This is a genomic window from Pseudomonas sp. PA15(2017) (assembly GCF_001945395.1).
GTDB lineage: Bacteria > Pseudomonadota > Gammaproteobacteria > Pseudomonadales > Pseudomonadaceae > Aquipseudomonas.
This window is the reverse complement of the sequence record NZ_MSXV01000045.1, coordinates 21,285-42,138: the sequence shown is the minus strand read 5'-3', so window position 1 is coordinate 42,138 and position 20,854 is coordinate 21,285. Positions and strand designations below refer to the sequence as shown.

The 20,854-nt window shown below is 64.5% G+C and carries 17 protein-coding genes; 2 read left to right on the top strand and 15 right to left on the bottom strand.

Annotated features, from left to right (window positions below):
• Window positions 1-11 precede the first annotated feature (11 nt).
• The 3 genes from BVH03_RS15185 to upp all read right to left on the bottom strand — a co-directional run bounded on the left by BVH03_RS15185 (window position 12) and on the right by upp (window position 3,576).
• Window positions 12-1,343: an IS4 family transposase gene (locus BVH03_RS15185; RefSeq protein WP_075961950.1), complete on the bottom strand. Its 1,332-nt coding sequence runs from the start codon at window positions 1,341-1,343 to the stop codon at window positions 12-14.
• A 313-nt stretch (window positions 1,344-1,656) separates the two neighbouring features.
• Window positions 1,657-2,934 (bottom strand): uracil-xanthine permease family protein, encoded by a 1,278-nt coding sequence (locus tag BVH03_RS15180; RefSeq protein ID WP_075961949.1) that lies wholly within the window; start codon window positions 2,932-2,934, stop codon window positions 1,657-1,659.
• A gap of 3 nt (window positions 2,935-2,937) precedes the next feature.
• Window positions 2,938-3,576 carry a uracil phosphoribosyltransferase gene (gene upp / locus BVH03_RS15175; RefSeq protein WP_075961948.1) on the bottom strand — a complete coding sequence of 213 codons (639 nt, stop codon included), beginning with the start codon at window positions 3,574-3,576 and terminating at the stop codon, window positions 2,938-2,940.
• Window positions 3,577-3,826: 250 nt separating this feature from the next.
• Here upp and BVH03_RS15170 point away from each other — a divergent pair, with 250 nt between their 5' ends.
• Window positions 3,827-4,384, top strand: a complete 558-nt coding sequence (locus tag BVH03_RS15170; protein ID WP_075931803.1) for a hypoxanthine-guanine phosphoribosyltransferase — start codon at window positions 3,827-3,829, stop codon at window positions 4,382-4,384.
• Between the two features lie 229 nt (window positions 4,385-4,613).
• Here the strand turns inward: BVH03_RS15170 and dauA are convergent, their stop codons facing one another.
• Window positions 4,614-6,320 (bottom strand): C4-dicarboxylic acid transporter DauA, encoded by a 1,707-nt coding sequence (dauA, locus tag BVH03_RS15165; RefSeq protein WP_075961947.1) that lies wholly within the window; start codon window positions 6,318-6,320, stop codon window positions 4,614-4,616.
• 182 nt (window positions 6,321-6,502) lie between these two features.
• Between dauA and BVH03_RS15160 the strand changes: the two genes are divergently transcribed.
• Entirely contained in the window at window positions 6,503-6,790 is a 288-nt protein-coding gene (locus tag BVH03_RS15160) for a PA4642 family protein (protein WP_075961946.1), read from the top strand.
• Window positions 6,791-7,033: 243 nt separating this feature from the next.
• On the opposite strand, the gene BVH03_RS15155 is transcribed toward BVH03_RS15160, so the two are convergent.
• From BVH03_RS15155 to BVH03_RS15105, 11 genes are all read right to left on the bottom strand, one after another.
• Window positions 7,034-7,336 carry a DUF2845 domain-containing protein gene (locus BVH03_RS15155; protein WP_371915364.1) on the bottom strand — a complete coding sequence of 101 codons (303 nt, stop codon included), beginning with the start codon at window positions 7,334-7,336 and terminating at the stop codon, window positions 7,034-7,036.
• A gap of 2 nt (window positions 7,337-7,338) precedes the next feature.
• Window positions 7,339-7,629 (bottom strand): DUF2845 domain-containing protein, encoded by a 291-nt coding sequence (locus tag BVH03_RS15150; protein WP_143485977.1) that lies wholly within the window; start codon window positions 7,627-7,629, stop codon window positions 7,339-7,341.
• 5 nt (window positions 7,630-7,634) lie between these two features.
• Entirely contained in the window at window positions 7,635-10,574 is a 2,940-nt protein-coding gene (locus BVH03_RS15145) for a DUF748 domain-containing protein (RefSeq protein WP_075961943.1), read from the bottom strand.
• Window positions 10,575-10,655: 81 nt separating this feature from the next.
• Window positions 10,656-11,672: a class I SAM-dependent rRNA methyltransferase gene (locus tag BVH03_RS15140; RefSeq protein ID WP_075961942.1), complete on the bottom strand. Its 1,017-nt coding sequence runs from the start codon at window positions 11,670-11,672 to the stop codon at window positions 10,656-10,658.
• 120 nt (window positions 11,673-11,792) lie between these two features.
• Window positions 11,793-12,668, bottom strand: a complete 876-nt coding sequence (locus BVH03_RS15135) for an oxygenase MpaB family protein (RefSeq protein ID WP_075961941.1) — start codon at window positions 12,666-12,668, stop codon at window positions 11,793-11,795.
• Window positions 12,669-12,810: 142 nt separating this feature from the next.
• Entirely contained in the window at window positions 12,811-14,748 is a 1,938-nt protein-coding gene (acs, locus tag BVH03_RS15130) for an acetate--CoA ligase (protein WP_075961940.1), read from the bottom strand.
• 271 nt (window positions 14,749-15,019) lie between these two features.
• Complete coding sequence (gene pgi / locus BVH03_RS15125; protein ID WP_075961939.1) at window positions 15,020-16,684, bottom strand: glucose-6-phosphate isomerase; 1,665 nt, start codon at window positions 16,682-16,684, stop codon at window positions 15,020-15,022.
• A gap of 96 nt (window positions 16,685-16,780) precedes the next feature.
• The gene (gene panC / locus BVH03_RS15120) at window positions 16,781-17,641 is read right to left on the bottom strand and encodes a pantoate--beta-alanine ligase (protein WP_075961938.1); all 861 of its coding nucleotides are present in this window, start codon (window positions 17,639-17,641) and stop codon (window positions 16,781-16,783) included.
• On the bottom strand, window positions 17,638-18,438 hold the full coding sequence (gene panB, locus BVH03_RS15115; RefSeq protein WP_075961937.1) for a 3-methyl-2-oxobutanoate hydroxymethyltransferase: 801 nt from the start codon (window positions 18,436-18,438) through the stop codon (window positions 17,638-17,640). The genes panC and panB overlap by 4 nt, the downstream gene beginning before the upstream one ends.
• 210 nt (window positions 18,439-18,648) lie before the next feature.
• Window positions 18,649-19,131 (bottom strand): 2-amino-4-hydroxy-6-hydroxymethyldihydropteridine diphosphokinase, encoded by a 483-nt coding sequence (gene folK, locus BVH03_RS15110; RefSeq protein ID WP_075961936.1) that lies wholly within the window; start codon window positions 19,129-19,131, stop codon window positions 18,649-18,651.
• 3 nt (window positions 19,132-19,134) lie between these two features.
• Complete coding sequence (locus BVH03_RS15105; protein ID WP_075961935.1) at window positions 19,135-20,532, bottom strand: polynucleotide adenylyltransferase PcnB; 1,398 nt, start codon at window positions 20,530-20,532, stop codon at window positions 19,135-19,137.
• Window positions 20,533-20,854 lie beyond the last annotated feature (322 nt).

Sequence of the window (20,854 nt, the reverse complement as noted above, 5' to 3'; positions counted from 1 at the left end):
CGTAATGCTGTTCACTTAAGCGGAGCAGCCTTACGATCCACTGGATATCGGGTTTTGGAAATCTTCACCGTCCTGGTTCTTCCCGGCCTTGGACGGTGATCCAGAAACATCCCTCCGATACCTCCCCGCAACTCAGCCAACCTTCTGCCTGTCGCCGATACCGGATTAGCAGCTGCCATGACGATCAGTTGTACCGCAATGTACTGGCAGGCAGGTTTGAAGCGTATGTCTGAAGGCGTTCGGCCAAAGGCTATTGCGGCGTGGCTGGCCTCTCGACGGATGATGTTGTAAGCCAGTAAAAGTCCCCAGACCTCTTGATAAATAAGGTCGACCTTCTTGCTGCGCAGCGTTACCGCATTCTGCTGCATTGAGCTTTTGATATCCCGGAAGCCCAGCTCGATTTCCCAGCGTTCCAGATATAGTTCGGCGACCGCTTCTGCGCTGTAGTCCTCGACCGGCAGCGACGTGAGCAGCGATCTGATACACCCCTGGCTTTGATAGCTGACCTCGCGCACTTCCCAGTGTGTGGGGAGAGCCGGGTTTCGTTTGCGAGCCTGAGGCGAGACTTTCATCCGTACGCGACGATCATGCTCGCCATAGCGCTCGACTTCCTCCATCACCAGGTTCTTGCGAGCTGGCGTGAGCCAGTGCCGATTGCTTCCCCCATCGGCAATGCTCAGCAGCAAATCAGCTCCCCAAAAGCCTTTGTCGAACAATGTGATCGAATTGTCCGGAATCTGGCCCAGGAAGGTTTCGGCCAAGCGCATCTCACTGCCGCGATAAGGACCGAGCTGCGCATCGAGGATCACGTGGGAGCGCACGTTCATCAAGGCAACTAGGCGCAGCATCGGAAAAGGCGTCTGGCGCTCGGTGCCCGTATTACCAGAGCCAAAATGCTCCCTCAGCTCAGGAGAATCAGGGGTTCTCAGTAATGCGCCATCTACCGCGAACACTTGCAAGCCGTGCCATTGATCACCTTCGTAGCGCTCGCAACCCCACTGCATGCCTGTTTGGCGGAACAAGGATTCGACCGGGTCAGCTCCCAGTCGCTTACGCGCTTCGGTGATTCCGCTGCGCGCCAGCAACTGATCGGAAGCCAGGCCTTGGGCACAGATATTCAGGCGTCTGGCCACCTCGTGCACAGGCTCATCGCGGAACAAGGCCATGCCCAGCACCAGCCAAAGCACCTGATCACTCGGCAGACGCCTGCGCCGAATAGTGGCTTGAGCGGAGAGATTGAGCGCACTGGCGACCCATTCAACAGGGATGTTCTGTGTGAAAGTGCTGAGGTCGGAGAAGTTGAAGAGATCGCCGAGGTCGAGCAGTTGCTGCTGAATGGGCATAAAAAATCCGATACCAGGAGGCTGGTATCGGATTTTCTAGAAACCCCGGCTTGGACTCAAATGCTTAAGTGAACAGCATTACGCCCGCGTGCGGGGCTTTTTTCTTTCTCGCAAAACCTGTTCACGATCTTTTCGGCCGATATTGAACAGACCGCTACAAGGCAGAAGCGGACATCAGCGTATACCTGTGGGAACGGGCCGTGCCCGCGATTTCGCGGGCATGGCCCGCTCCCACAATTGACCGCCGAGAGTCCGCTCCCGCCACTTTGCAATCAAAGCGCTGAAGTCGAGCCGAAAGATCATCAACAGGCTGTCAGATGTCGGGCGCCTCGTCGGCACTCTTCTTCTTCCAGCCATCGTTACCGGGCAGGATCAGGTTCAGGGCGATGGCGACGATGGCGCACAGGGCGATGCCTTTGAGGCCGAAGTCATCCGGGCCGTCGCCGGTGCCGATCAGCACGCCGCCGATGCCGAACACCAGGGTTACCGAAACGATCACCAAGTTGCGCGCTTCGCTGAGGTCGACACTGTGGCGGATCAGGGTGTTCATGCCCACCGCGGCGATGGAGCCGAACAACAGGCACAGGATGCCGCCCATTACCGGCACCGGAATGCTCTGCAGGATGGCGCCGAACTTGCCGATGAACGCCAGGGTGATGGCGAAGATCGCCGCCCAGGTCATGATCTTCGGGTTGTAGGCCTTGGTCAGCATCACCGCGCCGGTGACTTCGGCGTAGGTGGTGTTGGGCGGGCCGCCGAACAGGCCGGCAGCCGAAGTGGCCAGGCCGTCGCCGAACAGGGTGCGGTGCAGGCCCGGCTTCTTCAGGTAGTTCTTGCCGGTCACGCTGCCCACGGCGATCACACCGCCGATGTGCTCGATGGCCGGCGCCAGGGCCACCGGTACGATGAACAGGATTGCCTGCCAGTTGAACGCCGGCGCGGTGAACGCCGGTACCGCCAGCCAGGGCGCGTCGGCCACATGGCTCAGGTCCAGAGCGCCGAAATAGATCGACAGGGCGAAGCCCACCAGGATTCCGGAGATGATCGGTACCAGGCGGAAGATGCCACGGCCGAACACGGCGACGATCAGGGTGGTCAGCAGGGTCGGCATGGAAATCCACATCGCCGTGCTGTAGGGCAGCAGCACGCTACCGTCACCGGCCTTGCCCATGGCCATGTTGGCGGCGATCGGCGCCATGGCCAGGCCGATGGAAATGATCACCGGGCCGATTACCACCGGCGGCAGCAAACGGTCGATGAAACCGGTGCCCTTGATCTTCACGGCCAGGCCGAGAAAGGTGTAGACGAAGCCCGCCGCGACCACGCCGCCCATGGTTTCCGCCAGGCCGAACTGGCCCTTGGCGAGAATGATCGGGGTGATGAACGCGAAGCTCGAGGCCAGGAACACCGGCACCTGACGACCGGTGACGATCTGGAACAGGATGGTGCCCAGGCCGGCGGTAAACAGCGCCACGTTGGGGTCCAGGCCGGTGATCAGCGGCATCAGCACCAGCGCGCCAAAGGCCACGAAGAGCATCTGCGCGCCGGACAGCACCTGCCGCCACAACGGGTCGTTGAATTCGTCGTGCATCGATCAGGCGTCCTTCTGCTTGGTGCCGAAGATCTTGTCGCCAGCATCACCCAGCCCCGGGATGATGTAACCGTGCTCGTTGAGGCACTGATCGATGGACGCGGTGTAGATCTGCACGTCGGGGTGCGCCTCGTTCACCGTCTTGATGCCTTCGGGGGCGGCGACCAGCACCATGGCGCGGATTTCCTTGCAGCCGGCTTTCTTCAGCAGGTCGATGGTGGCGACCATGGAGCTACCGGTGGCGAGCATCGGGTCGATGATCATCGCCAGGCGCTCGTTGATTTCCGGTACCAGTTTTTCCAGGTAGGTATGCGCCTGCAGGGTTTCCTCGTTGCGGGCCACGCCGACGGCGCTGACCTTGGCGCCGGGGATCAGGCTGAGCACGCCGTCGAGCATGCCGATGCCGGCGCGCAGGATCGGCACCACGGTGATCTTCTTGCCGGAGATCTTCTCGACCTGCACCGGACCCGCCCAGCCTTCGATTTCATAGGTTTCCAGGCGCAGATCCTTGGTCGCCTCATAAGTGAGCAGGGCGCCCACTTCCTGGGCCAGCTCACGGAAGTTCTTGGTACTGATATCCGCGCGGCGCATGAGGCCGATCTTGTGGCGAATCAGCGGGTGGCGGATCTCGAGAACGGGCATTGCAGGGTCTCCGGCAAAAATGGACAAAAACACGCTAGATTAAAGCATTGCGTTGCAATTTGGCGCTGCGGATGTGGAACTTTTTACAATCGCCGAGCAACGCTTATGCCACCTGTCGCGCGTCGACGACGGCGCTTGCGCCTTGTCGGGCGGATGCGTAACGTTGCCGGCTTTTTTCTGACCCTGTGATCAGTTCCTGCGCCGGGGCCACCCACGCGGCGCCATGCCGGCCCGCCTACGAGGACACGATATGTCTGCCGATCTCGCCCACATCCGCCAAGTCATGGCCGAAGCCGACTGCCTGTACAGCGAAGCCGACGTGGAAGCCGCCATCACCCGCGTCGCGGCCGCCATCAATGCCGATCTGGCCGAACGCAACCCGGTGGTGTTCTGCGTGATGAACGGCGGGCTGATCTTCTCCGGCAAGCTGTTGACCCAGCTCGACTTCCCCCTGGAAGCCAGCTACCTGCACGCCAGCCGCTACCGCAACCAGACCAGCGGCGGCGAGCTGTTCTGGAAGGCCAAGCCGGAAGTGTCGTTCATCGACCGCGACGTGCTGATCATCGATGACATCCTCGACGAAGGGCACACCCTGGGCGCGATCATCGATTTCTGTCACCACGCCGGTGCCGCCAACGTGCACACCGCGGTGCTGATCGACAAGGATCACGACCGCAAGGCGCGTCCGGACCTGAAAGCCGATTACGTCGGCCTGCCATGTATCGACCGCTATATTTTCGGTTATGGCATGGACTACAAGGGCTACTGGCGCAACGCGCCGGGCATTTTCGCGGTCAAGGGGCTCTGAGAGCCTGTTCACGGTCTTTTTGGCGACATGAAGAGACGGCTACAAGGCAATAGCAGCCATTCGCTGATCCACTGTGGGAGCGCGCCATGCGCGCGAAAAATCGCGGGCATGGCGCGCTCCCACAGGTATTACGCCGATGTCCGCTACCGCCACTTTGCAGGCAAAGCGCTGAAATCGAGCCGAAAGATCGTGAATGGCTTCCAAGCCCCTCGGCTGTCTGGCGCGCGGTTCAGGTGTCGCTTGGCCAGCGTTCGCAGATCGCCCTCGCCTGTGGCAGATCGCGGGCGTAGCTGAGGCGCCCGTGGGCCTGTTGCAGGCCGGCCCGACGAAGCTTCAGGCGTAACGACGGTGACGCGCCGCTGACGATCAGGGCGATGCCCTGCTTGCGGTACTCGAGCACGGTGCTGTGCAGGGCGGCGAGGGCGGTCATGTCGAGCATTGGCACCGCGCTGACATCCAGAATCACCACGCGGATACGCGGGTCGAGCCGGCGCAGCGCCTCCAGGGTGCGCTGCGCTGCGCCAAAGAACAGCGGCCCGCGGATGGCCAGGGCCAGCACGTGTTCGGGCAGGTCGCTCAGGGCCTGATGGCCGTTGCGCGGCAGGCGCCTGGCATCGGTCAGCTCGCTCATGCGCTTGATGAACAGCCCGGCGGCCAGCAGCAGGCCGACGCCCACCGCCAGCACCATGTCGAACAGCACCGTCAGCAGCAGGCAGGTGAGCAGCACCAGCACGTCACTGCGTGGCGCGATGCGCAGGGTGTGGGCCACGTGATGGGCTTCGCTCATGTTCCACGCCACCATCAGCAGCAGGGCGGCCAGCGCGGCCATCGGCAGGTAGCTGAACAGCGGGGCGAGAAACAGGATCGCCGCCAGCACCACGCCGGCATGAATGATCGCGGCCAGCGGCGAGCGGGCGCCGGCCCTCACGTTGGTGGCGCTGCGGGCGATGGCTGCGGTGGCGGTGATGCCGCCGAACAGCGGTGCCATCAGGTTACCGATTCCCTGGCCGAGCAATTCGGCATTGGGGTCGTGCTTGCTGCCTGTCATGCCATCGGCCACTACCGCGCAAAGCAGTGACTCGATAGCGCCGAGCATGGCGATGGCAAAGGCCGGCGCCAGCAACTGGCGGATCAATTCGAACGACAGCATCAGCGGCTGGCCGTCGGCGCCCGGCAATTGCCAGGGCCAGGCGAAGCTTGGCAGAAATGGCGGAATGCCCGGATAACTGATGCCATCGACGCTGTAGCTGAAACGCTCGCCCAGCGTCGCCACCGGCAAGCCACCGCGTTCCAGTGCCAGGCCCAGCAGCGCGCCGACCGTCAGCGCCACCAGATGCCCGGGCACCCGCGGCACCAGCCGCGGCCAAACCAGCAACACGCCGAGGCAGGCCAGCGCCACCAGGGTATCGCCGGGCTGGATGCCGGGCAGGGCCTGCCAGAGCATCTGCATCTGTTGCACGTAGTGGCTCGGCTGCCCGGCCAGTTGCAGGCCGAGCAGATCCTTGAGCTGCAGGGTGGCGATGACGATGCCGATGCCGGCCGTGAAGCCCAGGGTCACCGGGTAGGGCACGAACTCGATCAGCCGGCCGGCCTTGAGCAGGCCCAGGGCGATCAGGATCACCCCGGCCATCACCGTGCACAGCAACAGCCCGCCGATGCCGAACTGCTGGGTGATCGGCAGCAGAATCACCACGAAGGCCGCCGTAGGGCCGGAAATATTGAAGCGCGAGCCGCCGCACAGGGCGATCAACGGGGCGGCGACGAGCACCGTATAGAGGCCGTGTTGCGGCGCCACGCCAACGGCTATTGCCAGGGCCATGGCCAGCGGAATGGCGATGATGCCCACCGTGAGGCCGGCGCCCAGGTCGCCGCGCAGGCTGGCCCAGGAGTAGCCACTACGCAGGCTCTGGCGGCAGGCGGCGAACAGGGTGGGCATGGCGGCGCTTCCTGGGAGGAATGTCGTCAGTATAGAGCGGCCCTTGTTGCCTGGGTGTTGACTTAGGTCGCGTACCGCTCGCACGGGGCGAATGCTAAGGGTGCCGGCTGCGCCCTTCGTTGAGCGCGTGCAGCGCCGGAGTTACACTGCCGGCCCCGTGAAGTGGTTAGCTGGAGTGAGCGATGCGCAAAGACAAGAAGCAGTTGATTGGCGACGACATCAGCGATGAGCAGATCAAGCTGTTTCTCGCCGTGGAGCCGGCCGACGCCACGCCGCCGTCGCTGCACAAACTGGTGAAAGCCTACCGCGGCCTGCGCGATCATGACTTCGAGCGTTTCCTGGGCTTCTTCGTCAAGGCCGGTCATGACCTCGACGCCAAGGACGCCGACGGCAATGACTTCGTCGCTCTGATTCAGGATCAGCGCAACGCCGAAGCCTACATCGAGGCCGTCAAGGTCGCTCGCGGCTAAGAACCTGTTCGGGATCGTTTCAGGCGACATGAGAGAGGCTGCTGGCAGGCAACAGCAACCGTTCGCCGATTCACTGTGGGAGCGCGCCATGCGCGCGAAAAATCGCGGGCATGGCCCGCTCCCACAGGTACTGCACGCCACTTGGCTGCCAAAATCGACGAACATTGGCTTGAAGACTTCGAACAGGTTCCATGGGCTCTGCGGCGGCGGCCTCCCCATCGCCTAAATGATCAGGACAGCAGGCTAATCGCCGCGCTTGCTGTCGATCCGCTCCAGGCGATTGCCCTCGAAACGCAGGAAGTAGTTCATGCCGTTGCGCGGGCCGTAGTTCCATTCCTCGACCTGCACCTCATGGGTGAAGCCGTAGCGGTCGGTCTGGTCTTTATAGCCAACGAAGTCGCGGTTGTTCGGCTCGCCGCATTTGGCCTGTACTTCGGCGGTGGTATCGCCAGTGCTGGCGAGCGCGCTGCCGCAGCGCCAGGTCGCGGCATTGGCGGTGCCGGCCAGCAGCACCAGCAGGGTGCAGGAAATCAGTGTCTTGATCATGGTCATTGCCGGCGCTTGCGCTCGATGCGCGTCAGCCGATTGCCCTCGAAAGTCAGGATGGTGAACATGCCGTTGCTGGGCTCGTAGGCCCATTCCTCGATATTGGTTTCGCGCCGGTTGTAGGGGCCGACCGTGTAGCCGACCGAGTCGCGGAACGCTGGCTCACCGCATTTCTGCATCACTTCGAAGGTGCGATCACCAAGATTCACCAGCTTGCTGCCGCAGCGCAACGTGTCGGCGTGGCTTGGCAGCGGGCTGGCGCAGAGTGCCAGCAACAGGCCCAGTCGTTTCATACTCATCACTCGCTGCCCAAGTGTAGGGGAGTGGCCACGCGGCCATCGGGTTCGGCCTGGCCGAGGTTGACGTCGAGCAGGTAGATGCGCTCGTCCGCCAGTTTGTCGTGGTCCACCAGATAATCCTTGATCGCCGCCGCGCGTTCCTGCGCCAGTACGCGCTGCAGGCCGCGGCTGTCGCTCCAGGAAGCGAGCACCGCCGTGTGCAGCTTGGCGGTACGCTCATCATCGTCCAGTGTGGCCCATTCGGCTGGAGGCTGCTGCTTGAGACGCGCGCGATAGATGCCTTCGAGCAGCGGGGCTTTTTCGTCATCCGGCACCACCAGCGCCTCGGCGCCCGCCGGCACCTGGTCACCGCGGCGCTGCATGATGCGGTACAAGTAGTTCTGATACTCGCGCTCCAGCCGCCGTTCGGCGAGCAGCGGGCCATCGCTGCTCTGGGCGGCGGCACCTTCGATTTCCAGGCGCAGGGCCGGGCGCTCCCGCAGGGCACTGGCCAGGGTGTCCAGCGCCTGGCGCGCCTGGCCATCCAGCTCGGCGCTGCCGGGGGCGAACAGCACGGTACTGAGGTCCATGTCGCTGCCGCCACTGACCAGCCCACCGATGAACTTGAACGGCGCCTGGGCGGTGCGCAGCACCAGGTTGCGCAGGGTCTGCCAGACGATCGGCATGACGCTGAACTGCGGGTCGTTGAGGTTGCCCTGCAGCGGCAGTTCCAGGGAAATGCGCCCCTGGGTGTCCTTGAGCAGGGCCACGGCCAGACGGATCGGCAGGTCGACGGCGTCCGGGCTGTCGACCTTCTCGCCCAGCTGCAGTTGCTCGACCAGCACCTTGTTCTCGGCGTTGAGTTTGCCGTCGTTGATGCGGTAGTGCAGGTCCAGGTTCAGGCGGCCCTTGCGGATGCGGTAGCCGGCGAATTTGCCCGAGTAGGGCGTCAGGGTGGTCAGCTCGACCTGGCGGAACTGGGTGGCGATGTCCAGGCTCTGCAGCGGGTCGAAAGGCGTCAGGCTGCCCTTGATGCTGACCGGCGCGTAGCGATCCACCTTGCCGGTGATGTTCACCGGTGCGGCCTTGTTGGCGGTGCTGTCGAGGGTGCCGATGCGGCCGTTGAGCTGCTGCACGGCGGTGGCGAAGTTGGGCCGGAGGCTGAAGTCGGCGAAGTTGGCCGAGCCGTCTTTCAAGCTGACCTCGCCAATGCGGATCGCCAGTGGCTTGTCCGTAGCGGTATCGGCAGACGCCTTCGCCTGCGAGGCGTTGCCGGCTGGTTGCTTGATGATCAGTTCGTTGACGTTGGTGGTCAGGTCTTCGTTGATGATGAAGCGTGCGTAGGGCTGTTCCAGGTCCACCCGCTCGATGTCCAGGCGCTCGCCGTGGCGGTAGTCGATGCCGCCCAGGTCCAGCTGCTTCCAGCGCAGCAGGTCGCGTTCCTTGAGGGTGTCGAGAGTATGCAGCTGGGTCACTTGCGCCTTGCCCTGCACGCGCAGCGCCAAGGGTTCTGTGCCGGTGAGGGCGACGTCGAGGTCACTGCTCAGCAGGCCGCTGCGCAGCTCCAGGTGCACGAAGGGGCTGATATAGGCCTGGGCCGTGCGCAGGTCGATGGTGCGGGTGGCGACTTTCAGGCTGGCGATGGTCGGGCTCAGTTGCACTTGGCCCTCGGCCTGCAGCTTGCCCTGTTTGCCGACGCCGGTATCCAGTTTGAGCGTGAAGGGCGAGGTGCCCAGGCTGTCGAAGTTCTGCATGTCCAGATCGAGCGGGCCAAGCTCGACGGCCACTTCGTCGTCTGGTACGCGGTCCACCAGGTGGGCGTGATAGTCGCGCAGTTGCACGTCCTTGACCTGCACCTGCCAGGGCTTGGCCGGCTCCTTGGCCGGGGACTTGGCTTGACTGCCGCTCTGGCCAGCGTTCGGTTGTTTGCCATCGTCCGTTGGCGCCTGTGCTTGCTGTGGCTCGCCGGCGAACAGCTTCTGCCAGTCCAGCTCGCCATCCTTTTCACGGCTCGCCCAGGCTTCCAGCCTCTGCCCACGCACCTTGCCGATCACCACCTGCTGCTTGGCCAGATCCAGCGAGGTTTCGCTGACCTCCAGCGATTGCAGCTTGACCAGCGGCTTGCCGTCCGGCGTTTTCATGGCGAACGGTGCGGCTTTGATATGTGTGTTGCTGAGGGTCAGCTCGGTGCCCTTGCGCAGATCCAGTCGATAATCGGTGCTGAGGTTCACCACGCCCTGTTCGAGCACCAGCGGTACGGCGTTGCGCACGTAGGGCCAGAACGCCCGCATCGGCTCATCGGTGATCTTCAGGGTGCCGCTGGAGCTGAACGGGCTGATGCTCAGCTCGCCGCGCCAGTCGATACGCCCGCCGGCCGGGCCGGTGGCCACCAAGGTCATGTCGGCGTTGTCGTCGGGCAGGGTGCTGAGGTTATGCAGCTCGAGGTTCAGGTCGTCGTAGTGGATGTCGATCGGCTCCTGCGGGCGCAGGTCCTGAAAGCGCAGGTTGCCGCCAACGAGTTCGATGCGGTCGATGCGCAGCGGGAACGGCTCGCTCGGCTCATCGGGCTTGGGCTCGCTGGGTGGCAGCTTGAACAGCTGCGCCAGGTTGAGGGCACCGTCCTTGCTGAAGCGCACCTCGGTGTGCGGCTTGACCAGGCTGACGTTCGCCAGGTGCAGGGCGCCGCTCCACAGACTGTCCAACTGCAGGTCGACCGCCAGGTGTTCGAAGGCCAGCTGTCTCTTGCCGGGCTCACCCAGGTGCAGGCCCCACGATTTCAGCTCCAGGGTGAAGGGGTTGAACTGCAGGCGATCCAGCCGCGCCGGCTGAGTGGCGTAGTTCTCCAGTTGCTGATTGGCGATGCGCAGGGCAACACCCGGCAGGATCAGGAAGCCGATCAGGCTATACAGCCCCACGGCGATCAACAGGGCGGTGGCGGCGCGGAGCAATCCTTTGGGCATGGTTTCGCTTCATCTTCCTGGCGGGAGTGCCTTGGATTATGGCATGGAGCCTAGGTTCCGCGGGAAGGGTGGGCGGCCCGGTCAGAAATGCAGAACCAGGGTCTTGAGCGGAGGATTGCCATCGTTGGAGGGAAAGTCCGCTGCCGGCGGCAGCTGTTCGTGCTCGCGTACCAGGCGGCCGAGCTTGCTGGCGCAGCGCAGCACCTGTTCACGCCACTCGTCCATGGGCATTTTCGCCAGGTTGTTGCAGCACACCAGGGCGCCGTCCTCGGCGGTGGCGAGAATCGCCGGCTTGAGCAGGCTCTGGTAATCGCGCAGCAGGTCGACGGTGCCGAAGGCGCTCTTGGCCCAGGCGGGCGGGTCGAGAAACACCAGGTCGAACTGGCGCTGTTCCAGGCGCGGGTAGCTCGGTAGTTTCTGGCCACGGCGCGCAGCAATGGGCAGCCCAGCCCATTGCCGAATCGCCGGGAAGTAATCCGATTGCACGAACTGCATGGCTGGCAGAGCCGGGTTGAGCGCGCCATTTTCGCGGCCGACCGCCAGGTTGCCTTCGGCGAAGTCGAGGTTCACCACGTCGCGCGCACCGCCTGCGGCGGCATTCAGGCCCACGCCACAGGTGTAGGCGAACAGGTTGAGCACGCTTTTGCCCGCGCTGTGACGCTGCACCCAGCCGCGGGCGTTGCGCAGGTCGAGAAACAACAGTGGGTCCTGCCCGGCGTGGCGGCCACGCACCCGGTAGTTGAGGCCCCATTCCTGGCCGACCAGGTCGACCAGCGCCGCGTCTTCGGCGACGTAGACCGGGTCACTGCGGTCGATGCGCGAGTTGCCCTTGGAGCGGTCGTTGTAGACCAGCGCCGTCTGCAGCCCGAGGAATTCGTCGACGAGCGCTTGCAGGGCCAGCAACTCGGCGCGGTCGAGCGTCTGGTGAAAGCTCTGCACCATCAGTTGCGGGCCGTAGCGGTCGACGGTCAGGCCGCCGGCGCCTTCCTGGCTGCCATGGAACAGGCGATAGCAGTCGGTGTTCTGCGCGTGCAACTCGGCGATCAGGGCGTGGCGATTGGCGAGTGCGGCGCGCACTGCCTGGTCGAGAGACGGCATGGCAGCGACTCGTAGAAAAGGGGCGCGCAGTCTACCACCCTCGCAATCGCTAAATGCCCGCTGAGCGTCGGCGCTGCGGCGTTGATTGCCCGACTGGTGCGCCGGGCCTCGAGCGGGTTCTCAATACGGCGGCAGGCCCATACGAACACGCGATCGGTGCAGCGAACCACTGCGCACCGCCCAGCGAATGATCGGCGCGATGCCATGCACGCCGCTGCGTACCAGGCGGCTGCGCAGCGGCGTCATGGGTTGGTCGAGCATCTGCTGGGCCCAGTCAGGCAGCAGGTCGATGCCGGCCTGCATGAACAGCTTGCCCACCGGTGCAGCCAGCCGGCTGGGTGCGGGCGCTGCCAGCAGGATGCGCAGGATTTCCCGCGAGCGTTCGTCGCACAGCAACTGGCCTCGCATGCGCTGCAGGTAGCTGTCCATCTGTACCCGGTTGCGAGGTACGCCGCGCGCGCCCAGCCGCTCGGCCACCAGCGCGATCTCGGCGTAGTAGCGATCCTGATCGGCGCCACTCATCTCGGGGTCGAGGTAACGCAGGTGGGCCTGCAGAAAGCTGTGCACCTCGGCCACGTGCACCCAGGTCAGCAGCTCGGGATCGCTGGCGCTGTACCGGCGGCCATCCGGCGCGGTGCCGACCACGTGCAGGTGAATGCGCCTGACCTTGTCGATCAGCCAGTCGGCGTCGGCCCGGCTGGCGAAGGTGGTGCCGGATACGAACTGGCCGGTGCGGCGCAGGCGGCCGAGCAGGTCTTCGCGGAAATTGGAGTGATCCCACACGCCGGCCAGTGCCAGCGGGTGCAGGGCCTGCAGCAGCAGGGCGGTGATACCGCCGATCAGCATGCTGGTGAAGTCGCCGTGGATGCGCCAGCACACGGCGTCCGGGCCGAACAGGCCGGGGTCGCCTTTGGGATTCTCGAAGTCGATCTGGCCGAGGGAGATGCCACTGAGACTGAGCACCTGGCGTTCGATACGGCGGCGGATAATTTCCATGGCGCGAGCCTAATGCGCGCGAATGCCGGCCACAAGCCGAGGTTGGTTTGAGCGTGCTCCGGGTATCGCGGCGCTCGCCACTGGGCTACAGCGCTGATGGACGTAGCCTGTGGACGAGCGCGACGATACCGGGGCGCGTTGGTCAGGTGTTGAGTCGCTCGGCCACCAGGCTGTCGACCACCGCCGGATCGGCCAGGGTCGAGGTGTCGCCCAGGGTGTCCAGCTCGTTGCAGGCGATCTTGCGCAAGATGCGCCGCATGATCTTGCCCGAGCGGGTCTTCGGCAGGCCCGGCGCCCACTGGATCAGTTCCGGCTTGGCGAAGCTGCCGATTTCCTTGCCGACCAGGCTGAGCAACTCCTTCTTCAATTCGTCGCTCGGCTCCACGCCGTTCATGGTGGTGACGAAGGCGTAGATGCCCTGGCCCTTGACGTCATGGGGGTAGCCGACCACGGCGGCCTCGGCCACGGCGTCGTGCAGCACCAGGGCGCTTTCCACCTCGGCGGTACCGATGCGGTGGCCGGAGACGTTGATCACATCGTCGATGCGCCCGGTGATCCACCAGTAGCCATCCTCGTCGCGACGCGCGCCGTCACCGCTGAAATAGTAGCCAGGGTAGGCGGTGAAGTAGGTTTCCAGCATGCGCTTGTGATCGCCATACACGCTGCGGATCTGGCCCGGCCAGCTGGCCTTGATCGCCAGCACGCCGGCGCCCGGGCCGTCGATTTCCTTGCCCTGTTCGTCGAGCAGTACCGGCTGCACGCCGAAGAACGGCCGCGTCGCCGAGCCCGGCTTGAGATCGGTGGCACCGGGCAGCGGGGTGATCATGATGGCGCCGGTTTCGGTCTGCCACCAGGTGTCGACGATGGGGCAGCGCTGCTCGCCGACCACCTTGAAGTACCACTCCCAGGCCTCCGGGTTGATCGGCTCACCGACGCTGCCGAGCAGGCGCAGGCTGCTGCGCGAGGTTTTCTTCACCGGCGCCTCGCCCTCGCGCATCAGCGCGCGCAGGGCGGTCGGCGCGGTGTAGAAGATGTTCACCTGGTGCTTGTCGATCACCTGCCAGAAGCGCGAGGTATCCGGGTAGTTGGGCACACCCTCGAAGATCAGGCTGGTGGCGCCGTTGGCCAGCGGGCCGTAGACGATGTAGCTGTGCCCGGTGACCCAGCCGACATCGGCAGTACACCAGTAGATGTCACCGTCGTGGTAGTCGAACACGTACTTGTGGGTCATCGCTGCCTGCAGCAGGTAGCCGGCGGTGCTGTGCAGCACGCCCTTGGGCTTGCCGGTGCTACCCGAGGTGTAGAGAATGAACAGCGGGTCCTCGGCATCCATCGGCTCGGCGGGGCAGTCGGCGTCTACCTGCTGCACGGCCTCGCCGTACCAGAGGTCGCGCTTCTCATCCCAGCCGACCGCGTTGCCGGTGCGTTTCACCACCAGCACGGTGGACACCTTGGGGCAGCTCGCCATGGCCTTGTCGACGTTGCGCTTGAGCGGGATCAGCTTGCCACCGCGTACCGCTTCGTCGGCGGTGATCACCGTACGGCAGTCGGCGTCGAGAATGCGGTCGCGCAGCGCGTCCGGCGAGAAGCCGCCGAATACCACCGAATGCACGGTGCCGATGCGCGTGCAGGCGAGCATGGCGTAGGCCGCCTCGGGCACCATCGGCATGTAGATGCACACCCGGTCGCCTTTCTTCACGCCGCGCTTCTTGAGCACGTTGGCCAAGCGGCAGACCTGCTCGTGCAACTGCTTGTAGGTGATGGAGGCCGAATCCTTCGGGTCGTCGCCTTCCCAGATCAGCGCGACCTGGTCGCCACGCGTGGCCAGGTGGCGGTCGATGCAGTTGTGGCTGATGTTCAGCTGGCCGCCGGAGAACCAGCGGATGTCACCCTTGCTCAGGCTGCCACTGCAGACGTCGTCCCAGGGTTTGAACCAGTCGAGAAAAGCCTCGGCCTGCTCGCCCCAAAAGGTCTGTGGGTCGTCGACCGACTGGCGGTAGAGGCGTTGGTAGGCGGCGGCGTCGAGGTGCGTACGCTGGCGGGCGGCGTCGCTGACGGGATAGCGGTGAGGAAGAGACATGGCGGGTACCCTTTGTTGTTATATCCGCATGGGCGCCTCTAAAAACTACCTGCGTTGTCAGCGCGGCGTTAAAAACAGGCTCGGATGCGAGTCCAATCAAAATGCTCATGTACAGCTCGTACACTCCGCTTTTTCGCCTGTTTTTGCCTTGCGCTGACTGCCTCGCCAACGTTTTTAGAGACACCCAATCGACACTAAGGGTAGCAGCCAAGTTTTAGGGCGAGGGTGCAGCGGATTGCCGGCGTCCGTTGCCGGGCGCCTGCAATCCTGCTCAACCGCGGTGGCGCCCGCGGAAGTAGTTGATCAGGCCCTGGGTAGAGCCGTCTTCCGCGGCGCTCGGCTCGCTACCGACCATGCGCGAGTAGACGCCCTTGCCCAGTTCCTTGCCGAGCTCCACGCCCCACTGGTCGAAGGCGTTGATGCCCCAGATAGCGCTCTGGGCGAACACCTTGTGCTCGTACAGCGCCACCAGTGCGCCGAGGCGACGCGGGCTGATGCGCTCCAGCACCAGGGTGTTGCTCGGCCGGTTGCCAGGAATCACCTTGTGCGGCGCCAGGCGCTGCACGTCGTCCTCGCCCATGCCCTTGGCGCGCAGCTCGGCTTGCGCTTCCTCGCGGGACTTGCCGAGCATCAGCGCCTGGCTCTGCGACAGGCAGTTGGCGTACAGCCACTGGTGGTGGTCGGCGACCGGGTTGAAGCTTACCACCGGCACGATGAAGTCCGCTGGGATCAATTGGCTGCCCTGGTGCAGCAACTGGTGATAGGCGTGCTGGCCGTTACAGCCCACGCCGCCCCAGATCACCGGGCCGGTGGCGCCGCTGACCGGGCTGCCGTCCTGGCGCACGCTCTTGCCGTTGGACTCCATGTCCAGCTGCTGCAGGTGCTTGGTGATGTTGCGCAGGTAGTGATCGTACGGCAGGATCGCCTGGCTTTGGGCATCCCAGAAATTGCCGTACCAGATACCCAGCAGGGCCATCAGCACCGGCATGTTCTCCTCGAACGGCGCGGTCTTGAAGTGCATGTCCATGCTGTAGGCCCCAGCCAGCAGCTCCTTGAAGTTGGACATGCCGATGGACAGGGCGATCGGCAAGCCGATGGCCGACCACAGCGAATAACGCCCGCCGACCCAGTCCCACATCGGGAAGATGTTTTCCTCGCGGATGCCGAAACTCACCGCTGCCTCGCGGTTGCTCGACACGGCGATGAAGTGCCGGTACAGCTCGGCTTCCGAGCCGCCCTGGGCCAGGTACCAGCCGCGCGCGGCCTGTGCATTCTTGAGGGTTTCCAGGGTGCCGAAGGATTTCGACGAAACGATGAACAGAGTGGTTTCGGCTTGCAGCTTGGCCGACAGCTCGTGGAATTCGCTGCCGTCGATATTGGCCAGGTAATGGCAGCGCACGCCGCGCTGGGCGAACGGCAGCAGCGCCTCGGAGACCAGCTGCGGGCCGAGGAAAGAGCCGCCGATGCCGATGTTCACCACATCGGTGATCGGCTTTTCGGTGAAGCCGCGCCACAGGCCGCTGTGAATGCGCCCGACCAGTTCGGTCATCTGCTGCAGCACGCGCTGCACCTGGGGCATCACGTCCACGCCATCGACCAATACCTTGTCGCCCAATGGCCGACGCAGGGCGGTGTGCAGCGCCGGGCGGCCTTCCGAAGCATTGAGTTTCTCGCCGTCGAACATGGCGCGGATCGACTGCTCCAGGCCGACTTCGCGGGCCAGGGCCATCAGCAGGGCAATGGTCTCGTCGCTGGCGAGGTTCTTCGAATAGTCGAGAAACAGCCCGCAACTGCTCAGCGAGAACTGCTCGAAACGCCGCGCATTGCCGGCGAAGGCATCGCGCATGCTGAAGTGCTGCATGGCCTGGCGGTGCTGTTGCAACGCCTGCCAGGTGGGTAGGGCGAGAACATCGAGCGGCTGACGGTGGTACGCCATGGGGCTTCCTTGTTGAGGCTTCGGTTGGCGATGATTCGGGCATTAAAAAGCCCGGCAGATCGTCCGGGCTTTTCAGTGTACGCGTGCAGAGGGATTTCAGTAGCCCTGATCCAGGGTGAAACTCAAGTTATCGATCAGCCGGGTGTTACCCAGATAAGCCGCCACCAGCACCACCAGCTCGCGATCACCAGGGCTGACCGCGCGCAGGCTCTGAGCCTCGCGCACTTCCAGGTAATCGGCGCGCAGGCCTGCGGCGGCATGCTGGCGCTGGGCGTCGGCAAGCAGTTCCGGCACATCGCGTGCGCCGCCCTGGATGGCCCCGGCGATGTGCTTGAGCGAACGATAGAGCACGCTGGCGGTCTCGCGCTGCTCGTCGCTGAGGTAGCCGTTGCGCGAGGACAGCGCCAGGCCGCTCTCGGCGCGTACCGTCGGCTCGCCGATGATCTGGATCGGCATGTTCAGGTCGCGCACCATCGTGCGGATCACCGCCAGTTGCTGGAAGTCCTTCTGGCCGAACACCGCCAGATCCGGCTGCACCATGTTGAACAGCTTGGTGACCACCGTGGCCACGCCTTCGAAGTGCCCCGGGCGACTGGCGCCGCACAGCCCTTCGGAAACGCCAGGCACACTGACGCGCGTCTGCTCGCCCATGCCGCCGGGATACATCTCCTCGACGCCAGGGTGAAACAGCAGGTGGCAGCCCGCGTCGATCAGGCGCTGCTGGTCAGCCTGCAAGGTGCGTGGGTACTTGTCGAGATCCTCGGCCGGGCCGAACTGCATCGGGTTGACGAAGATGCTGGCGACCACGAAATCGGTGCGCTGGGCGGCTTTTTCCACCAGCGCGGCGTGGCCGGCGTGCAGGTTGCCCATGGTCGGCACCAGGCCGATCTGCTTGCTTTCCTGGCGGGCCTGAGCCACGGCGGCGCGCAGCTCGCGCACGGTCTTGACGGTGTTCATGCGGAGAATCCGTGCTCGGCAGCCGGGAAGCTCACCGCCTTGACCTCGGCGACGTAGGCGGCGAGGGCGCCCTGGATGCTCGCCTGGCCGCCCATGAAGTTCTTCACGAATTTCGGCACCCGGCCGCTGAGCGACAGGCCGAGCATGTCGTGCAGCACCAGCACCTGGCCGTCGGTTTGCGGGCCGGCACCGATGCCGATCACCGGCACCTTCACCGCACGGGCGATTTCACCCGCCAGGTCGCTCGGCACGCATTCGAGTAGCAGCATGGCGGCGCCGGCCTGCTCCAGGGCGACGGCATCGGCAACCATCTGGCGCGCCTGGTTGTGCTCGCGGCCCTGCACCTTGTAGCCACCGAGGATGTTCACCGCCTGGGGCGTCAGGCCCATGTGCGCGCAAACCGGCACGCCACGTTCGGCCAGTTTGCTGATCGACTCGGCCAACCAGGCGGCGCCTTCGACCTTGACCATGTGAGCACCAGCCTGCATCAGCAGGCCCGAGTTGTGCAGGGTCTGCTCCAGGGTGGCGTTGGCCATGAACGGCAGGTCGGCGACGATCAGTGCGCCGGCGTTGCCGCGCTTGACGCTGGCGGTGTGGTAGACGGTATCGGCCATGCTCACTGGCAGGGTGCTGTCGTGCCCCTGCAGCACCATGCCCAGTGAGTCACCGATCAGCAGCACCTCAACGCCGGCCTTGCTGCAGGCATCGGCAAAGGTGGCGTCGTAACAGGTCAACATGGTGATTTTTTCACCCTTCTGCTTGAGCGCTCGCAGGGTGGTCAGGGTTACATCAGGCATGAACGTATCCTCACTCGGAACCTGTGCGGGCCTGTTCGGGCAGGCTCTCGTTGAGCAGGTTCACGTTGGCATCGAAGGGGCAGCAGCGCTGCTTCAATGTGGCCCCGGCAGGGGGCAATGGGTGGCTATAGTCCCGATGGCAACGGCGCAAGTCAATCGAATGTGTTACCGCGCTGTTACGCCGTTACCGCTGGCTGGGTGCTCGGCGCATCAGGGCAGCAGGCGCTCCAGGCCCTCGAATGGACAGGCTGCCAGTAGTTCGCTCAGTGGGCGACCGTCGGGCAGTTGCAGGTCTTCGCTGGCGATCTCGGCCAGGGGATAGAGCACGAACGCGCGGGCATGCATGTGGTAGTGCGGCACGCGCAGGCGCGGCTCGTCGATCAGCCTTTGGCCGAACAGCACGATGTCCAGATCCAGGGTGCGCGGCCCCCAGCGCTCGCTGCGCTCTCGGCCCTGATCCTGCTCGATGGCCTGTAGCGCATCGAGTAGCTGCAGCGGTTGCAACCCGGTATCCAGCGCCGCGACGGCATTGGTGTAACGGGGCTGGCCGGGCAGCAACGAGTCGCTGGCGTAGAAAGAGGACGTTGCGGCCAGGCGCGTGTGCGGCAACTGCTCGAGTGCCGCCAGTGCCTGGCGCAGTTGTTCGGCGGGGTCGGCCAGGTTGCTGCCCAGGCCGATATAGACGCGTTCCATCACTTACTCGCCGGCGCCGCCGTTCTGAGGCGCGCGCTTGCGCTTGGCGCCACCGCTGCGACGACGTTTGCGCGGCGCGCTGCCGGGCTCGTCCTTGCCCGACAGGTTGCGGATCATCACCCGGCGGTCGTTGTCGCTGGCGTCCTGATACTCGGTCCACCAGTCGCCCAGGCCGCCGGTTTCCTCGCCGGCGCTTTCGCGCAGCAGCAGGAAGTCGTAACCGGCTCGGAAGCGCGGGTTTTCCAGCAGCAGATCGGCGCGCTTGCCGCTGCGCCGTGGCAGGCGTTCCTGCATGTCCCAGATCTCGCGGATCGGCAGGGTGAAGCGTTTCGGCACGGCGATGCGCTGGCACTGCTCGGCGATCAACTCGTGGGCCGCTTCCTGCATGGCCGGGATGGCCGGCATGCCACGCTCCTGAAGGCGGATCACCCGCGCCGGCAGGGCCGGCCAGAGCAGGGCGGCGAACAGGAAGGCCGGGGTGACCGGCTTGCCTTGCTGGATGCGCAGGTCGGTGTTGTCCAGGGCGTTGCGAATCAGCGTGTCGGTGTATTCCGGGTTCTGGCGCAGCGCCGCGGCACTGGCCGGGAACAGTTGGCCGAACAGGCCGTAATCGACCAGCAGATCATAGGTGTAGATGGCGTAGCCGCTGAGGAACAGCTTGAGCACTTCATCGAACAGCCGCGCGGCCGGGATGCCACCCAGCAGGTGCGCCAGGTCGTGGATCGGGTCGGCGCTGTGCTTCTCGATGTCGAAGTCCAGCTTGGCGGCGAAACGCACGGCGCGCAGCATGCGCACCGGGTCTTCCTGGTAGCGCTGAGTCGGGTTGCCGATCAGCCGCACCAAGTTGTTGCGGATGTCGTGCATGCCGTTGGCGTAGTCGAGAATCCGCTCGGAAACCGGATCGTAGTACAGCGCGTTGATGGTGAAATCGCGGCGCTGGGCGTCGTCTTCCAGAGTGCCGTACACGTTGTCACGCAGGATGCGACCGCTCTCGTTGCGCGAGGACTGGTTGCTGTTCTCTTCCTCGTCGCCCTCCGGATGATTGGCGCGGAACGTGGCGGTTTCGATGATCTCGCGGCCGAAGTGCACATGCACCAGCTTGAAACGGCGACCGATCACCCGTGCATTGCGAAACTCGGCCCGCACTTGCTCCGGCGTGGCGCTGGTGGCGACGTCGAAATCCTTGGGCTCGATGCCCAGCAGCAGGTCGCGCACGCAGCCGCCAACCAGATAGGCCTCGTAGCCGGCGTTTTGCAGGCGCTCCACCACGCTGATGGCGTGGCGGCTGATCTGCCCGCGCTGGATCGGGTGCTGGTTGGTGTTCAGCACGTGCGGCGTGCTGTGGGGCTGGTGCGCACGGCGCAGCGGCGAGCGAAAGGACTTGAACAGCTTTTTCAGCATGGAGGGCACTGTATGACGAATTGAGCGGCCAGAATAAAGGAACGGCGCAGAAATAGCGCGGATTCTAGCATCAGGTGGCTCTGGGGCGTAAGCAGGGTGGGGGCAGGCCGGGGCGGGAAACGACAAGGGGAGCCGAGGCTCCCCTTAAGTGGTGCGTTACGTCGTTCTTGTTATGCAGGCTGTTGTTCTTGTTGGGTGCCTGTTCCGGATCGAGTCCGGAGTACCTCCCGAGTGGGAGCAAGAGCGAACGGATTATTTTGGATGCTGACGCTACCTCAGGCCCGAGACCTCACCCTGGGGTGGTGTCCGTCGACATTTATTG

Excerpts from the sequence above, each read along its gene's own strand:
- BVH03_RS15135 (WP_075961941.1), bottom strand. The coding sequence starts at position 12,668 with ATGGAAATTATCCGCCGCCGTATCGAACGCCAGGTGCTCAGTCTCAGT.
- BVH03_RS15155 (WP_371915364.1), bottom strand. The coding sequence starts at position 7,336 with ATGATCAAGACACTGATTTCCTGCACCCTGCTGGTGCTGCTGGCCGGC.
- upp (WP_075961948.1), bottom strand. The coding sequence starts at position 3,576 with ATGCCCGTTCTCGAGATCCGCCACCCGCTGATTCGCCACAAGATCGGC.
- BVH03_RS15145 (WP_075961943.1), bottom strand. The coding sequence starts at position 10,574 with ATGCCCAAAGGATTGCTCCGCGCCGCCACCGCCCTGTTGATCGCCGTG.
- BVH03_RS15150 (WP_143485977.1), bottom strand. The coding sequence starts at position 7,629 with ATGAAACGACTGGGCCTGTTGCTGGCACTCTGCGCCAGCCCGCTGCCA.
- BVH03_RS15180 (WP_075961949.1), bottom strand. The coding sequence starts at position 2,934 with ATGCACGACGAATTCAACGACCCGTTGTGGCGGCAGGTGCTGTCCGGC.
- BVH03_RS15140 (WP_075961942.1), bottom strand. The coding sequence starts at position 11,672 with ATGCCGTCTCTCGACCAGGCAGTGCGCGCCGCACTCGCCAATCGCCAC.
- pgi (WP_075961939.1), bottom strand. The coding sequence starts at position 16,684 with ATGGCGTACCACCGTCAGCCGCTCGATGTTCTCGCCCTACCCACCTGG.
- dauA (WP_075961947.1), bottom strand. The coding sequence starts at position 6,320 with ATGCCCACCCTGTTCGCCGCCTGCCGCCAGAGCCTGCGTAGTGGCTAC.
- BVH03_RS15170 (WP_075931803.1), top strand. The coding sequence starts at position 3,827 with ATGTCTGCCGATCTCGCCCACATCCGCCAAGTCATGGCCGAAGCCGAC.
- acs (WP_075961940.1), bottom strand. The coding sequence starts at position 14,748 with ATGTCTCTTCCTCACCGCTATCCCGTCAGCGACGCCGCCCGCCAGCGT.
- BVH03_RS15160 (WP_075961946.1), top strand. The coding sequence starts at position 6,503 with ATGCGCAAAGACAAGAAGCAGTTGATTGGCGACGACATCAGCGATGAG.
- folK (WP_075961936.1), bottom strand. The coding sequence starts at position 19,131 with ATGGAACGCGTCTATATCGGCCTGGGCAGCAACCTGGCCGACCCCGCC.
- panB (WP_075961937.1), bottom strand. The coding sequence starts at position 18,438 with ATGCCTGATGTAACCCTGACCACCCTGCGAGCGCTCAAGCAGAAGGGT.
- BVH03_RS15105 (WP_075961935.1), bottom strand. The coding sequence starts at position 20,532 with ATGCTGAAAAAGCTGTTCAAGTCCTTTCGCTCGCCGCTGCGCCGTGCG.
- BVH03_RS15185 (WP_075961950.1), bottom strand. The coding sequence starts at position 1,343 with ATGCCCATTCAGCAGCAACTGCTCGACCTCGGCGATCTCTTCAACTTC.
- panC (WP_075961938.1), bottom strand. The coding sequence starts at position 17,641 with ATGAACACCGTCAAGACCGTGCGCGAGCTGCGCGCCGCCGTGGCTCAG.